We start from the raw sequence: 15,567 nt of genomic DNA, 5'->3' as shown, positions 1-15,567 counted from the left end.
GTCCCGCAGCAGGAAGCTCTCCTGGCTGCGGGCGCTGCGGATCGGGCACGCTCACCTGTGAGGTGAGCTGCCAGATGCGTGGCTTCAGTTGGCCGGGACCCAGCCCTTGTAATCCGCCACGTTGTCGCGCGTGATCAGCTTGACCGGCAGCAGCTTGACGGCCTTCTCGGGGGCGCGGCCATTCATGACCTGATAGCCGATGGCCACGCTTTCGGCGGCCATGCCATACGGGTCCTGTGCAGGCGAAGCAGCGAAGAGCGACTTGCCATCCTTGAGCGCACGCTCGGCATCGGGCGCGCCATCCACACCGGTGATGACCTTGATGTCGCTGCGCTTGGCCTGGCGGATGGCCAGTTCGGCGCCGATGGCGGTGGGGTCATTGATGGCGAAGACGCCATCGATCTTGCCTTGCGCGGCCAGCAGGTTGGACATGGTGGTCATGCCGCCATCACGGCTGCCGCCGGCGTTCTGGTTGTCGGAAAGAATCTTGATGCCGGGCGACTTCTTGAATTCGGCCTTGCAGCCGGTGACGCGATCCATCACCGCCGACACCGGCGGACCATTGACGATGACCACATTGCCCTTGCCCTGCAGCTTGTCGGCGATGAACTTGCAGGACTCGGCGCCGGCCATGGTGTTGTCCGACATGACGGTCACATCCGCACCTTCGGCGGCCACGTCTACGGCCACCACCACGATGCCGGCCTTTTTGGCCTTCTTCACGGCCGGGCCCACGCCCTTGGAGTCGGCCGCATTGAGCACGATCATGTCGACCTTGTTGGCGATGAAGTTCTCGATCTGGCCGACCTGGGTGTTGAGGTCATACTTGGAGGAGACCACGGTGACCTTGGCGTCCGGATTGATCTTGTGGGCGCCGCTTTCCGCACCCTTGGCGATGGCTACGAAGAAGGGATTGGCCAAGTCGCCGAGGGTGACGCCCACCGATTTCAGGGGCTTGTCGGCGGCCTGCGCCGGGGCCGTGGCAGCGCCCAGGGCGAGGGTGGCGCAGGCGATGGCGAGGGTTTTCTGGATCATGCTGGTCTCCGTTCTTGTTGGAAGTTCGAGGGGGATGGCTGGGGCCTGTCGCGGCCCTTTGCTGCTTGCTGCTTGCTGCTCACAACACGCCGGAACCGTCAGTCCCGGCGAACAATCTGGTCGGCACGGCTGCGTGTGGTCTCGATCAGCGCTGCATTGATCTCATCGCTGTTCATCACCCACGCCTCGGCCTCTTCGGGACTGCGTCCAAACTGCGCGTGGCGTGCGATCAGCCGCTGCAGCCGCACGGCGGGATCGACATCGACATACCAGACCTCATCGAGCAAGGGCCGCACGCGCGCCCAATGGCCGCGATCGAGCAGCAGGTAATTGCCTTCGGTGATGATGAGCTGCGTCTCGGGGGCAATGGCGATGCTGCCGGCGATGGCTTCTTCGATCTCGCGCAGGAATTGCGGTGCATAGATGAGCTCATCGGCCTGCTGCTGGCGCAGTCGGGCCAGCAAATGGACATAGCCGGCACTGTCGAAGGTATCTTCCGCGCCCTTGCGCGCGGCGCGGCCCAGGCGCGCCAGCTCTGCATTGGCGAGGTGGTAGCCATCCATGGGCAGGATCACGGAATGTGCCAGCCCCTGCGAGCGCACATGCTCAAGCAGCGCCTGCGCCAGGGTGGACTTGCCGCTGCCGGGCGGGCCGGCAATACCGAGTATGGTGCGCCGGCCGCTGGCCAGCAGGGCCGCAAGCCGGTCGTTGAAGACTGCCGGAATCATGGTCGACTCATTCCTTTTTCTAAGGATCGCCCGCAGGGCCATCCGCACGCGGCATGCACGCGCTTTATTGAAATGCAGCACAACAGCAAGGGCTGCCGTTGCGCTCGCTTCGCCCATCGGCCGCACTGCAGGCGGCTGTCGTGCCAACCGGATGCGGACATGCGCGAATTGCGGAAAGCCGACAAACTAAGCGATTTTGTCTCCTGAATTTCAGCGCTCCTGAATATTCATGCGTAATTTCTAATTATTGCTAGTTCCGCGTCATCAACGTGATGAAATTTTCTTTGAATATTGTCGATATCGATCTGCTTATGAGTAAGTCAGCGCCATGAAAAAAGGACGCTACGGGTGAGGTAGCGTCCTTGCCTGGCCTGCAACAATCTGGGGCGTCTGAGCGCGTCAGTTTTTCGCCAGCGCCGCTGCATCGGCCATCACCGTGGCATAGCGATCGGCCAATTCGGTCAATGCCACACGCTGCACTTCGGCGGCACTCACCGGCGCGCCGCCCAGCGGGTCCGGCAGGTCGCGGGTGGCGCAGGCGGCGGCCACGACGGTAGAGGCATAGCCATGGTCCAGCGCCGAGCGCACGGTCGCGCTCACGCACATGTGGGTGGCAAAGCCGCTCACGATCAGGGACTTGCGGCCGGTCTTCCTGATGGCCTCATCCAGCCCGGTACCGGCGAAGGCATTGGGCAGGCCCTTGGGCAACACCAGCTCCTCACCCTGCGGCTGCACGCCGTCGATGATGGCCACGTGCGGACCTTGCGGATCGAACATGGCACTGCCCGGCTTGCTGTGGTGGACGATGTGGATCACCGGCGCGCCGGCGGCACGGGCCTGGCGCAGCAGCTCGGCAATCTGGCCGACGGCCGCATCGATGCCGGCCAGCGGGGCGCGTCCGGTGGTGTATTCGGTCTGGTGGTCGATGATGAGCAGGACGGCTTCCTGCCAGGTGGCAGCGCGGGCGCTGCCGCCGGCGATCTGGATGAGGGTCTGGGGAGAGGACATGGATGGTTCCTTGTTAAAAAACGTTCGAAAGAAGTCGATAAAACGCTGCAACTGATCGTCTATGCACAGTGACGGACCATCTTAGTCCGATAAAATTCGCACTGCCATTCACCGAAATCGCCAGCCCCCTGTGAAAAAATTAACAGCCCCCAGCAAGGCCACGCCCTTGCCCTCCCCGCAAGCCACACATGCTGCCATGCATGCCGCCCTGGATGCCGACTGGGAAAGCTTGCGCAGCTTCGCCGCCTTCGTCGAAGCCGGCAGCCTCTCCGGCGCGGCCCGTGCGCTGGGCGTCACGCATGCCACCATCGGCCGCCGCCTGCAACTGCTGGAAGAGGCCCTGCAGGCGCCGCTCTACCTGCGCCGCGCCGAGGAGGTGGAACTGACCCGCCTGGGCGAGAGCGTGCTGGCCGCCGCCAGCGCCATGCAGGAACAAACCCGGCAACTGGCCCGCACGCTGGCCGGCGGAGACTTGCGGCTGGAAGGCAAGCTGCGCCTGGCCTGCACCGATGCCATCGGCACCATGTTCCTGGCGCCGCGCCTGCCCGCCCTGCTGGACCAATGGCCGGCGCTGGATGTGGAATTCGCCCTGGGCCACCAGACCCTGAGCCTGGCACGGCGCGAAGCCGACCTGGCCCTGCGCTTCGGCAAACCCCAGGATGGCGAACTGATCGCCAGGCCGCTGGGCGCGGTGCGCTTTTACCTGTGTGGTACGGCGGACAACGTCGCCCTCTGGCGGCGGGCGCGCAAGACAGCGCCCTTCGTGGCCTATGACGATGGCGTGCCGGACATTCCGGAGACACGCTGGATCGCCGACCATGCGGCCGGCAACCCGGTGCGTTTTCGCAGCACCAGCCTGGTGGCGCAGTGCATGGCCGCGCGTGCCGGGGTCGGACTGGCCTTGCTGCCAAGCTATCTGCTGGCCCCGGAACTGCAGACTGTGGAGCCTGCGCCACAGCTGCAGCGCGAGCTGTGGGCGGTGTTCCACCGCGACCTGAAAGCCCTGCCCCGGCTGCGCGCCGTGCTGACGTGGCTGCAGGACTGCTGCACGCAACTCTGAGAATTGCCGCACGGACAAGTCCGGCCGGCCCTGGCGGCCGCTGCCCGTGACGTGCGGTGCTATAATCGCGAACCTCCGGGGATGGGCTCCTCCACCGCTGCAGCAGCAGATTCCAGCGGCCCGCCGCCCTCCTCCTCGCCGGCGCGCGCATGTTCCATGCGTCCTTCCTGCGCTCTTCGCCTGATAAAGATCTATGCAGAAAAAAGTATTCATCAAAACCTTCGGCTGCCAGATGAACGAGTACGACTCGGACAAGATGGCCGACGTGCTCCATCTCGCCGAAGGCCTCGTCAAAACCGATCGTCCGGAAGAGGCCGACGTGATCCTGCTGAACACCTGCTCGATTCGCGAGAAGGCGCAGGAGAAGGTGTTTTCCGACCTGGGCCGCCTGCGTGCGCTCAAGAAGGACAAACCCGACCTGCTCATCGGCGTGGGCGGCTGCGTGGCCTCGCAGGAAGGCGACGCCATCATCAAGCGCGCGCCCTTCGTGGACATGGTGTTCGGCCCGCAAACCCTGCATCGCCTGCCGCAGATGATTTCCGAGCGGCGCTACAGCGGCCGCCCGCAGGTGGACATCAGCTTCCCGGAGATCGAGAAGTTTGACCACCTGCCGCCGGCCCGCGTGGAAGGAGCAACGGCCTATGTCTCCATCATGGAAGGCTGCAGCAAGTATTGCAGCTACTGCGTGGTGCCCTATACGCGCGGCGAAGAAGTCTCGCGCCGCTTTGAGGATGTACTGACCGAAGTGGCCGGGCTGGCCGACCAGGGCGTCAAGGAAATCATGCTGCTGGGCCAGAACGTCAACGCCTATCGCGGCGTGATGGAAGATGGCGAGATCGCCGACTTCGCCCTGCTCATCGAATACATCGCCGAGCTGCCGGGCATCGAACGCATCCGCTTCGTGACCAGCCATCCCAAGGAATTCTCGCAGCGTTTGATCGACACCTACGCCAAGGTGCCCAAGCTCTGCAATCATCTCTACCTGCCGGCGCAACATGGCTCGGACCGCACGCTGGCGGCGATGAAGCGCGGCTACACCGCGCTGGAATACAAGTCGGTAATCCGCCGCATGCGCAAGGTGCGCCCGGACATCACGGTGCAATCAGACTTCATCGTCGGCTTCCCCGGCGAGACCGAGGAAGATTTCGAAGCGCTCATGAAGCTGGTGGCCGATGTGGGCTTCGACAACAGTTTCTCCTTCATCTTCAGCCCGCGTCCCGGCACGCCGGCCGCCAGCCTGGCCGACGACACCCCGCAGGAAGTCAAGCTGGCCCGCCTGCAGCGCCTGCAGGCTGCGCTCAACGACAACGCGGCCAAGATCAGTGCCGCGCAGGTCGGCACGGTGCAAAAGGTGCTGGTGGAAGGCATTTCCAAGCGCCGCGAGCATGAGCTGCAAGGCCGCACCGAGAGCAACCGCGTGGTCAACTTCGACGGTGGCCCGAATGGCCAGCGCCTCATCGGCGAGATCCTCGAAGTCCGCGTGACCGAAGCCTTCCCCTTCTCGCTGCGTGGCGAGATCGTGACCCGTCATTGATGATTCAATCCCCTTAACCGGAATCGTGCATTGAAAAAAATCCCCAATCAGCCTCATCACTTCACGCCCCAGCCGCTGGACAACCGGCGCCTGGCCAACCTGTGCGGCGCCCTCGATGAAAACCTGCGGCAGATTTCTGCCGCGCTGGACGTGACCATCTTCCGCCGTGGCGACCGCTTCGTGGTCACCGGCACCAATGCACAGCGCGCCGTGGAAGTGCTGGAACGTTTCTACGAGAAGGCCGACCGTCCGGTGGCCGTGGACGATATCCAGCTGGCCCTGGTGGAGCAGCGTGCCAACGCCGCCGCCGATGAAGAGGCCGGCCTGCCGCCGCTGCCGGCGCGTCGTGGCAAGGCCGCTGCGGCAGCGCCTGCTACGGCTGCTGCGACTGCCGCCGACGACAAGGACAGCCAGGACCCGCTGCCCGAGAGCCCCATCCTGAAGACCCGCAAGCACGACCTGCGCGGACGCACGCCGCATCAGAGCCAGTATCTCAATGCCATCCTGGAACACGACATCACCTTCGGTGTCGGCCCGGCCGGCACCGGCAAGACCTACCTGGCCGTGGCCTGCGCGGTCGATGCGCTGGAGCGCGATGCCGTGCAGCGCATCGTGCTCACGCGCCCGGCCGTGGAAGCGGGCGAGCGCCTGGGCTTCCTGCCGGGCGACCTGGCGCAGAAGGTCGATCCGTATCTGCGTCCGCTGTATGACGCGCTCTATGACCTGCTGGGTTTTGACCGCACGCAGAAGCTCTTCGAGAAGCAGGCCATCGAGATCGCCCCGCTGGCCTACATGCGCGGCCGCACGCTCAATCACGCCTTCATCATTCTGGACGAAGCGCAGAACACCACGCCGGAACAGATGAAGATGTTCCTGACCCGCATCGGTTTCGGCAGCAAGGCCGTCATCACCGGCGACGTCACGCAGGTTGACTTGCACCACGGCCAGAAGAGCGGCCTGGTCGATGCGCTGTCGGTGCTGCATGATGTGCGCGGCATCGCCTTCTCGCGCTTCACCAGTGCCGACGTGGTCCGTCATCCGCTGGTGGCGCGCATCGTCGATGCCTATGATGCGGCCGGCAACCCCCGCCCCGATACCGCGCGCGCCACCGCCCGCACTGCCACCAATCTCCTGACCAAATCCGCCAAGCCGCGCCATGCCAAAACATAAACTCACGCTGTCGGTGCAATATGCCGACGACCGCCTCAAGGACAGCATCACCCGCCCTCTCCTGCGCCGCTGGGTGCAGGCCGCCCTGTTTGCGCCGGCCGAACTGACGCTGCGTTTCGTCGGTTCCGAAGAAGGCCGTGACCTCAACCGCGACTATCGCGGCAAGGACTACGCCACCAACGTGCTGACCTTCGCTTATACGGAAGATGAAGACAGCGAAGTCACCGAAGCCGACATCATCTTCTGCACCGACGTGCTGGAGAAGGAAGCCGCAGAGCAGAAGAAGACCGTGGAAGAACACACCGCTCACCTGGTGGTGCATGGCGTGCTGCATGCGCAGGGCTATGACCACGAGGACGACGAGGAAGCCAACGAGATGGAAGCCCTGGAAACCGAGATCCTCGCTACCCTGGGCTACGCCAATCCCTACAAGTCACGATGAGCCAGGAGACTGCCTTGCCGCTTCGGCAAGGCAGCCTGATGTTGCAAACGAAACGGTCTGCTGCGGCAGGCCGTTTTTGTTTTCGGCGCCGGTTTCATTTTTGTTGCTTTGTCTCAAGCCGTTGCCGCTTTATCACGCTAAAAAGTGATCGAGTTTCCCGATGTGATCATCGATTTTTCCGTTTTCATGTTGGGGTGACAATTTGCCTGTGAATTTCCCCTGAGTTTTAAGTAGGCAATTCAGGAAAAGCCCGATGGGAAGCGGACTCCGGCTGAACGAGAATGCTTCCACACCAATTAAACCCATCGGGGAGGATGTCATGAAGAACTTGAAGATCGGCCATCGTCTTGGCCTTGGCTTTGCCGCCGTACTGGTCCTGCTGGTGGCCGTTGCCAGCTTCGGCCTGCAGCAAGTGTCGCGCCTGAACGATCGCATCATCTTCCTGACCTCCGTCGATGAGGGCAAGCTCGAAGCGCTTTCCAAAGTGCAATTCGCCGTGGGCCTGCGCGCCATTGCGGCCCGCAACCTGACGCTGGTCAATGGCGCTGCTGAACAGAAAGGCGATGTCGACCTGGTCGGCAGCGCGCAAAAGGATATCGATTCCGGCCTGGCCGAACTGACCCGCCTGATGCAAGATCCGGCGACCACGCCGCAGGAGCGCGAGATGCTGGAGCAACTGCGCAAGCTGGAAGCGCAATACTTGCCGGTGGCCGTCAACATCGTCAAGCTGGCGACCTCGCAACAGACTGATGCGGCCCGCGCTTCGCTGGTCAAGGATTGCATGCCCATTCTCAAGCAGGTGATTGCCCATGTGGAGCAATTCAACAAGCTGCTGCGCAAGAATTCCGAAGCCAATGTGGAAGCGGCCGAAGCCGCCTACGCCATGGCCAAATGGACCATGATGGTGGCAAGCATTGCGGCCCTGGCCCTGGGCGGCCTGATCGCCTGGCTGCTGACCCGCTCGATCTCCCGTCCGCTGGCCCAGGCCGTGAGCGTGGCGCAAAGCGTGCAGTCGGGTGATCTGGGCAGCCGCATCGAAGTCACCAGCAAGGATGAGCTGGGCCAGCTGATGGCTGCACTCAAGGGCATGAATGACAGCCTGGTGGCCATCGTCGGTGAAGTGCGCCAGGGTACTGACACCATCGCCGTGGCTTCCGATGAAATCAAGCGCGGCAACATGGACTTGTCCCACCGCACCGAACAGCAAGCCGGCTCGCTGCAGGAAACCGCCTCGGCGATGGAGCAGCTGACCGCCACCGTCAAGCAGACTTCCGACAATGCCCGCGAAGCCAAGCGCCTGGCCGACAATGCATCCGACGTCGCCAGCAAGGGCGGCGCTGCGGTCGGCCGCGTGGTGGAGACCATGCACGCCATCAGCACCTCGTCGCACAAGATCGTGGACATCATCAGCGTCATCGACGGCATCGCCTTCCAGACCAATATCCTGGCCCTGAATGCCGCCGTGGAAGCGGCCCGTGCCGGTGAGCAAGGCCGCGGTTTCGCGGTGGTCGCCTCCGAAGTGCGCTCGCTGGCCCAGCGCTCGGCGGTTGCCGCCAAGGAAATCGAGGCGCTCATCAATGAATCGGTGGCCAAGGTCGCCACAGGTGAAAAGCAGGTCAGCGAAGCCGGCTCGACCATGGATGAGGTGGTCAAGAGCATCCAGAGCGTGACCCACATCGTGCAGGACATCAGCGCCGCCAGCGCCGAGCAGACCGCCGGCCTGGAACAGATCAACAACGCCGTGGCCCGGATCGACGAAACCACCCAGCAGAACGCCGCCCTGGTGGAACAGGCTGCCGCGGCCGCCGCCTCCATGCAGCAACAGAGCGTGGCCCTGACCGATGTGGTGAGCATCTTCAAGCTCACGGCCGAACAGGCTGGCCCGACCGCAGTGCGCGCCCCGCAGCATGCCGCCGTGCAGTATTCCCAGGACACGGCGATGCCGGCCCTGAGCTACGCCTGAGCACCAGGCAGAAAGTTTTTCCCTGAGGGTGTATTTGCCGGCATCGTGAATGCCGGCTTTTTTTTGCCTGCTGCATTGGCGCGCAAACATCGGGATTTCCAGGGAGCAAGCGGGACGGCGGCCCGCTGTGGCCGGGCCTTTAGTGGACTTGTCACATAATTGTTGTATCCTATGGCTCTTCGAAACTACGTCGGGCTCGCGCCTAACGCCATGCAAGATCACCCTAGTAGCGTCAAGTCTGACGCTAAACCCCATCGTTCCCTGTTTGAACGACTCACCGCACTGATTTCCCCCGAGCCCGAGAACCGGGCAGAACTGCTCGAAGTGCTGCACGATGCGCACGAACGCAATCTCATCGACGCCGATGCGCTGTCGATGATCGAAGGCGTGTTCCAGGTCTCCGACCTGGCCGTGCGCGACATCATGGTGCCGCGCTCGCAGATGGACACCATCGACATTTCCAAGCCGATCGAAACCTGGATGCCCGAAGTGCTGGCCACGTCCCACTCGCGCTTCCCCGCCGTGGATGGCGAGCGCGACAAGGTGATCGGCATCCTGCTGGCCAAGGACCTGCTGCGTTACTACGCCGAGGAATCCTTCGACGTGCGCGACATGCTGCGCCCGGCCATCTTCATTCCCGAATCCAAGCGCCTGAACGTGCTGCTGCGCGACTTCCGCGCCAACCGCAACCACATGGCCGTGGTGGTGGACGAATACGGCGGCGTGGCTGGCCTGATCACCATCGAAGATGTGCTGGAGCAGATCGTCGGCGACATCGAGGACGAATACGATTTCGATGAAGCCGAAGACAATGTGCTGGCCTTGAAGGATGGCCCGCACGGCGCGCGCTGGCGCGTCAAGGCCCTCACCGAGATCGAGCAGTTCAACGCGGAAGTGGGCAGCCGCTTCTCCGACGAAGACGCCGACACCATCGGCGGACTGGTCGCCAATCACGTGGGCCGCGTGCCGCGCAAGGGCGACGAATTCGACATCGATGGCCTGCACTTCGAAGTGCTGCGCGCCGATGCGCGCCAGGTCCACGTGCTGCTGGTGTCCAAGCTGCCGCCGGCACCGCTGGACGACGAGTGAATCGCCTGATCTGCCTGCCGTTGCAACCGTGACTTCCCCCTCCTCCCAAGACCTGCCGCTGCCGCGCGGCGCGACCGCTGCGCGCGGTCGCCTCGGCACGGCGCTGGCCCTGCTGCTGCCGGTCGCAGCGGGCGCGGTCAACGTCTTCGCCTTTGCGCCCTTCAAACTGTGGCCCTTGCAGATCCTGGCCCTGGCCTGGCTGTTCCATGGCGTGCTGGCGCAAGCCTCCACTGGCCGCCACTTCCTGCACGGCTGGCTGTACGGTTTCGGCTGGGCGGCGGCGGGCGTGCACTGGCTTTACATCAGCATGCATGACTACGGTGGCATGCCGGGCTGGATGGCGGCACTGGCCGTGGGCTTGCTGGCGCTCTATCTGGGCTTGTATGCGGGTGCGGCTACCGCGCTGGCAGGCTGGCTGCGCCATCGCTGGTCGTCCTCGCCGCTGGTGCTGGCGCTGTTCATGCTGCCGGCGCTGTGGGCGCTGTCGGAGTGGGCGCGCGGCTGGGTCTTCACGGGATTCCCCTGGCTGATCTCGGGCTATGCGCATACGGCCGGCCCGCTGGCCGGATTCGCACCGGTGGGCGGCGTCTATTTCGTCGGCTGGGTCGCAGCGCTCATCGCTGGCAGCCTGGCGCTGCTGTGGATGGGCCTCGCGCGCAAGGGCGTGGCCGGCACCGGGCAGCGCATCGTGCTGCCGCTGTGTGCCGCGGCCCTGCTGTGCGCGGGCGGCGTGGCCTTGCGGCTGGCGCACTGGACCACGCCACAAGGCCAGCCAATCACGGTGCGCCTGCTGCAGGGGAACATCCCGCAGGAAATGAAATTCTCCAACGATGCCCTGGTCTCCACCCTGGGCATGTACGAGCAGATGATCAGCGCCGCCCCGGCCGACCTGATCGCCACCCCGGAAACGGCCATCCCGCTGCTGCCGCAGCAATTGCCGCCGGATTATCTGGAACGCATCGCGCGCTTCGCGCAAAAGAGCGGCAGCCATCTGGCGCTAGGCATTCCGCTCTCCGATGGTCCGCAGCTGTATGCCAATTCGGTGCTGGGCTTCGGCCCGGGACTGGGATCGGCCTTGATGCCCTACCGCTACGACAAGCACCATCTGGTGCCCTTCGGTGAATTCATCCCGCCGGGCTTCCGCTGGTTCGTCGACCTGATGCACATCCCGCTGGGCGACATGACGCGCGGCGCGCCGGTGCAGTCGCCCTTCGGCGTGAAGGACCAGTGGGTGCTGCCCAACATCTGCTACGAGGATTTGTTTGGCGAAGAAATCGCCGGCCAGTTGCGCGATGCCTACCGTGCCGGCCAGCCTCAGGCCAGCCTGCTGCTGAACCTGTCCAACATCGCCTGGTTCGGCAACTCGATCGCCTTGCCCCAGCACCTGCAAATCTCGCAGATGCGCACGCTGGAAACCGGCCGCCCGATGCTGCGCGCCACCAACACCGGGGCCACGGCGGTGATCCTGCCGGGCGGCGCGGTCAGCGAACTGCCGCCCTATACGCGCGGCGTGCTCTCCGGCCAGGTACAGGGCTATGGCGGCCAGACCCCCTACATTCTGCTGGGCAACAAGCTCATCGTCGGGCTGGCGCTGCTGATGCTGCTGCTGGCCTGGGGCCGCAACAAGGCCGCGCGCATTCGCCACTGATCTCAAATGCCAGGGGCCGGCAGTGCCGCGCCCTGGCAAAACCGGGTCAAACGCCCCAAAAGGCGCTAAAATTCAAGGTTTTCGCAATTCCTCCGCCGGTTCGCCAGGCCACCACACACGATGCTGACATTTCAACAAATCATCCTCAAGTTGCAAGAATATTGGGACGCCCAGGGCTGCGCACTGCTGCAACCCTACGACATGGAAGTCGGCGCGGGCACCTCGCACACGGCAACCTTCCTGCGCGCGATCGGCCCGGAACCGTGGCGCGCTGCCTATGTCCAGCCTTCGCGCCGTCCCAAGGATGGCCGCTATGGCGAAAACCCCAACCGCATGCAGCACTACTACCAGTACCAGGTGGTCCTGAAGCCGGCACCGGAAAACATCCTGGACCTGTACCTGGGCTCGCTGGAGGCGCTGGGACTGGACCTGAAGCAAAACGACGTACGTTTCGTCGAGGATGACTGGGAAAACCCCACCCTGGGCGCCTGGGGCCTGGGCTGGGAGGTCTGGCTCAATGGCATGGAAGTGACGCAATTCACCTACTTCCAGCAGGTCGGCGGCCTCGACTGCAAGCCGGTGCTGGGTGAGATCACCTACGGCATCGAGCGCCTGGCGATGTACCTGCAGGGCGTGGAAAACGTCTATGACCTGGTCTGGACCGAGTGGACCGAGAACGGCGTCAAGAAACACCTGACCTATGGCGACGTGTTCCACCAGAATGAAGTGGAACAATCCACCTTCAACTTCGAGTACTCGAACACCGACTTCCTGTTCTCGCTGTTTTCCAACTACGAAGCCGAAGCCAAGCGCCTCATGGAAGTGCCGCTGGCCCTGCCGGCTTATGAACAGGTGCTCAAGGCCGCCCACACCTTCAACATGCTCGATGCCCGTGGCGCCATTTCGGTCACCGAGCGCGCCGCCTACATCGGCCGCATCCGCAATCTTTCGCGGGCGGTGGCACAGGCTTACTTCGAATCGCGCGAGCGCCTGGGCTTCCCCATGCTGGGCCAGGCACCGGCACAAGCGGCCGCCTGAGACGCAGCAACACGACATCATGCGGCACCGGTTGACTTGACCGGTGTCCCGAGCAAGACAGCAAGACAGACAACATGAACCAGACACTCCTCGTAGAACTCGTCACCGAAGAACTCCCGCCGAAGGCGCTGGCCAAGCTGGGCGACGCCTTCGCCAACGGCATCTTCAATGGCCTGCAAAGCCGCGGCTATCTCGATGCCGGCGCTGCCGCCACCGCCTACGCGACCCCGCGCCGCCTGGCCGTCTCCATCACGCAAGTGCGCGCGGCCTCGCCGGACAAATCGATCCGCGAAAAAGTGCTGCCGGTGACCGTCGCACTGGACGCCGAAGGCCGCCCGTCGGCCCCGCTGGTGAAGAAGCTGGCCGCACTGGCCGCCTCCACCGGTGCCACCGTCATCACCCCGGACCAGCTGGAACGCGCCCAGGATGGCAAGGCCGAGAGCTTCTTCTACACCTACACCGCCAAGGGCTCGGCCCTGGCCGTGGGCCTGCAGGCTGCGCTCGACGAGAGCCTCTCCAAGCTGCCCATCCCCAAGGTCATGAGCTACCAGCGCCAGTTCGGCCGCGCGGCCGGTGAGACTGTGCACTTCGTGCGCCCGGCCCACTACCTGGTGGCGCTGCTGGGCAACGACGTGGTACCCATCAATACGCTGGGCCTGGATGCCGGCCGCACCACGCTGGGCCATCGTTTCCTGTCTTCGGGCGCGCTGCAGATCGCCTCGCCCGATGCCTATGTCGAGGCACTGGCCAAGCAAGGCAAGGTCATCGCCAGCTTCACCGAGCGCCGCGAAAAAATCCGCACCGCACTGCTGGCCAAGGCCGGTGGCGACCAGGTGCTGATGCCGGATTCGCTGCTGGACGAAGTCACCGCGCTGGTGGAATGGCCGGTGGTCTACGAATGCAAGTTCGAGGATGAATTCCTGGCCGTGCCGCAGGAATGCCTGATCCTGACCATGCAGACCAACCAGAAATATTTTGCGCTGACCGACGCCGATGGCCGTCTGCGTTCGCGCTTCCTGATCGTCTCCAACCTGGAGACCGATCGCCCGGAGCACATCATCGGCGGTAACGAGCGCGTGGTGCGCCCGCGCCTGTCGGATGCCAAGTTCTTCTTCGAGCAGGACAAGAAAAAATCCCTGGCTGATCGCGTGCCGCAACTGGCCAACGTGGTCTACCACAACAAGCTGGGCAACCAGCTGCAGCGCACCGAGCGCGTGCAGACACTGGCCGGCAAGATCGCCAGCCTGCTGGGCGGCGACGTCAAGCAAGCCGAGCGCGGCGCACTGCTGGCCAAGGCCGACCTGCTCACCGACATGGTCGGCGAGTTCCCGGAGCTGCAAGGCATCATGGGCACGTACTACGCGCGTCATGACGGCGAGTCCGATGAAGTGGCACTGGCCGCTTCCGAACACTACCAGCCGCGCTTTGCCGGCGACGCCTTGCCTGCCACCGCCACCGGTACCGCCGTGGCCCTGGCCGACAAGCTGGAAACCCTGGTCGGCATCTGGGGCATCGGCCTGCAGCCCACCGGCGACAAGGATCCGTTCGCCCTGCGCCGCCATGCCCTGGGCGTGCTGCGCATGCTGGTCGAAAAGCGCCTGCCGCTGTCGCTGAGCGCCTTGCTGGATGCAGCAGCGGGACTGTTCGCTGGCAACGCCAACTTCAAGGATCCGCGCGCCGACGTGCAGGCCTTCATCTACGACCGCCTGCGCGGCCTGCTGCGCGAGCGCGGCTTTGCACAAAACGAAGTGGAAGCCGTGGTGGCCCAGCAGCCTGACGTGCTGGACAACGTGGTGGAACGCCTGCAAGCCGTGCAAGCCTTCGCCGCCTTGCCGGAAGCCGAAGCCCTGGCCGCTGCCAACAAGCGCATCACCAACATCTTGAAGAAGATCGAGGGCGTGGCCATTGACGCCCACGGTGCCGTGCAGGAAAACCTGCTCCAGGAAGCCGCCGAGCAAGGCCTGTTCGCCGCCATGCAGACCACGCGTCCGCAGGTGCAGGCAGCCTACGCCGCGGGTGACTTCGCCGGTGCGCTCAAGGCCCTGGCGCAACTGCGCGAGAACGTCGATGCCTTCTTCAACGACGTGATGGTCAATGCCGAGGACGAACAGCTGCGCAAAAATCGCCAGGCACTGCTGGCCTCGCTGCATGGCATGCTCAACCAGGTGGCCGACATTTCCAAGCTGGCGGCGTAATCCATCACGCTACCGGCTGTCGTACACGCAACACCGATCCGCCGCGCACGGGCTTGTCCTGGCGCGGCGGTATTCATGAAGGAAAGCAGGAATGAAACTGATCATTCTCGACCGCGATGGCGTCATCAACCAGGATTCCGATGCCTTCATCAAGTCGCCCGACGAGTGGATCCCCATCAAGGGTTCGCTGGAAGCGATCGCGCGCCTGAACCAGGCCGGCTATCGCGTGGTGGTGGCCACCAACCAGTCTGGCGTGGCGCGCGGCTTGTTCGACATCAAGACCCTCAACGCCATTCACCAGAAGATGCACAATGCGGCCCAGCAGGCCGGTGCTGATATCGATGCGGTGTTCTTCTGCCCGCACTCGGCCGATGACAATTGCGATTGCCGCAAACCCAAGCCGGGCATGTTCCACGAGATCGCCAAGCGCTTCAACATCAGCCTGCGCGGTGGTGTGGCGACGGTGGGCGATTCGCTGCGCGACCTGCAGGCCGGATATGTGGCCGGCTGTGCGCCCTACCTGGTGCTGACCGGCAAGGGCGAGAAGACCCAGGCCAAGGGCGGCTTGCCGCCGGGTACGCTGGTGTTCCCGGATTTATCGGCAGTGGTTGATTTCATTCTGAAGTCGCCGGTCGGAGTCTCGGTATAGTGCCGTCA

The 15,567-nt window shown here is 64.1% G+C and carries 13 protein-coding genes; 10 read left to right on the top strand and 3 right to left on the bottom strand.

The annotated features are described in order from the left end of the window. Nucleotides 1–84: 84 nt before the first annotated feature. From ACLRDN_RS03800 to ACLRDN_RS03790, 3 genes are all read right to left on the bottom strand, one after another. Entirely contained in the window at nt 85–1,035 is a 951-nt protein-coding gene (locus ACLRDN_RS03800) for an ABC transporter substrate-binding protein (RefSeq protein ID WP_413459030.1), read from the bottom strand. A 98-nt stretch (nt 1,036–1,133) separates the two neighbouring features. After that, a complete protein-coding gene (locus ACLRDN_RS03795; protein ID WP_413459029.1) occupies nt 1,134–1,763 on the bottom strand; it encodes a nucleoside/nucleotide kinase family protein in 630 nt (209 codons plus the stop codon). A gap of 399 nt (nt 1,764–2,162) precedes the next feature. Beyond that, nucleotides 2,163–2,771 (bottom strand): cysteine hydrolase family protein, encoded by a 609-nt coding sequence (locus tag ACLRDN_RS03790; RefSeq protein WP_413459028.1) that lies wholly within the window; start codon nt 2,769–2,771, stop codon nt 2,163–2,165. Nucleotides 2,772–2,901: 130 nt separating this feature from the next. Between ACLRDN_RS03790 and ACLRDN_RS03785 the strand changes: the two genes are divergently transcribed. The 10 genes from ACLRDN_RS03785 to gmhB all read left to right on the top strand — a co-directional run bounded on the left by ACLRDN_RS03785 (nt 2,902) and on the right by gmhB (nt 15,559). Then, nucleotides 2,902–3,831, top strand: a complete 930-nt coding sequence (locus ACLRDN_RS03785) for a LysR family transcriptional regulator (protein WP_413459027.1) — start codon at nt 2,902–2,904, stop codon at nt 3,829–3,831. A 193-nt stretch (nt 3,832–4,024) separates the two neighbouring features. Then, nucleotides 4,025–5,365 carry a tRNA (N6-isopentenyl adenosine(37)-C2)-methylthiotransferase MiaB gene (gene miaB, locus ACLRDN_RS03780; RefSeq protein ID WP_413459026.1) on the top strand — a complete coding sequence of 447 codons (1,341 nt, stop codon included), beginning with the start codon at nt 4,025–4,027 and terminating at the stop codon, nt 5,363–5,365. A gap of 30 nt (nt 5,366–5,395) precedes the next feature. Next, nucleotides 5,396–6,535: a PhoH family protein gene (locus ACLRDN_RS03775; protein ID WP_413459025.1), complete on the top strand. Its 1,140-nt coding sequence runs from the start codon at nt 5,396–5,398 to the stop codon at nt 6,533–6,535. After that, complete coding sequence (ybeY, locus tag ACLRDN_RS03770) at nt 6,522–6,977, top strand: rRNA maturation RNase YbeY (protein WP_413459024.1); 456 nt, start codon at nt 6,522–6,524, stop codon at nt 6,975–6,977. The genes ACLRDN_RS03775 and ybeY overlap by 14 nt, the downstream gene beginning before the upstream one ends. Before the next feature lie 319 nt (nt 6,978–7,296). Further along, complete coding sequence (locus ACLRDN_RS03765) at nt 7,297–8,940, top strand: methyl-accepting chemotaxis protein (RefSeq protein WP_413459023.1); 1,644 nt, start codon at nt 7,297–7,299, stop codon at nt 8,938–8,940. 210 nt (nt 8,941–9,150) lie between these two features. Then, entirely contained in the window at nt 9,151–10,029 is an 879-nt protein-coding gene (locus ACLRDN_RS03760; protein ID WP_034332131.1) for an HlyC/CorC family transporter, read from the top strand. 28 nt (nt 10,030–10,057) lie between these two features. Next, nucleotides 10,058–11,677 (top strand): apolipoprotein N-acyltransferase, encoded by a 1,620-nt coding sequence (lnt, locus tag ACLRDN_RS03755; RefSeq protein WP_413459022.1) that lies wholly within the window; start codon nt 10,058–10,060, stop codon nt 11,675–11,677. Between the two features lie 120 nt (nt 11,678–11,797). Then, entirely contained in the window at nt 11,798–12,715 is a 918-nt protein-coding gene (glyQ, locus tag ACLRDN_RS03750) for a glycine--tRNA ligase subunit alpha (RefSeq protein ID WP_413459021.1), read from the top strand. A gap of 74 nt (nt 12,716–12,789) precedes the next feature. Then, on the top strand, nt 12,790–14,910 hold the full coding sequence (glyS, locus tag ACLRDN_RS03745; RefSeq protein WP_413459020.1) for a glycine--tRNA ligase subunit beta: 2,121 nt from the start codon (nt 12,790–12,792) through the stop codon (nt 14,908–14,910). A gap of 91 nt (nt 14,911–15,001) precedes the next feature. After that, the gene (gmhB, locus tag ACLRDN_RS03740) at nt 15,002–15,559 is read left to right on the top strand and encodes a D-glycero-beta-D-manno-heptose 1,7-bisphosphate 7-phosphatase (RefSeq protein ID WP_017451462.1); all 558 of its coding nucleotides are present in this window, start codon (nt 15,002–15,004) and stop codon (nt 15,557–15,559) included. Nucleotides 15,560–15,567 lie beyond the last annotated feature (8 nt).

This window comes from Herbaspirillum huttiense (assembly GCF_047300815.1).
GTDB lineage: Bacteria > Pseudomonadota > Gammaproteobacteria > Burkholderiales > Burkholderiaceae_D > Herbaspirillum > Herbaspirillum huttiense_A.
This window is presented reverse-complemented; position numbering and strand designations above follow the sequence as displayed.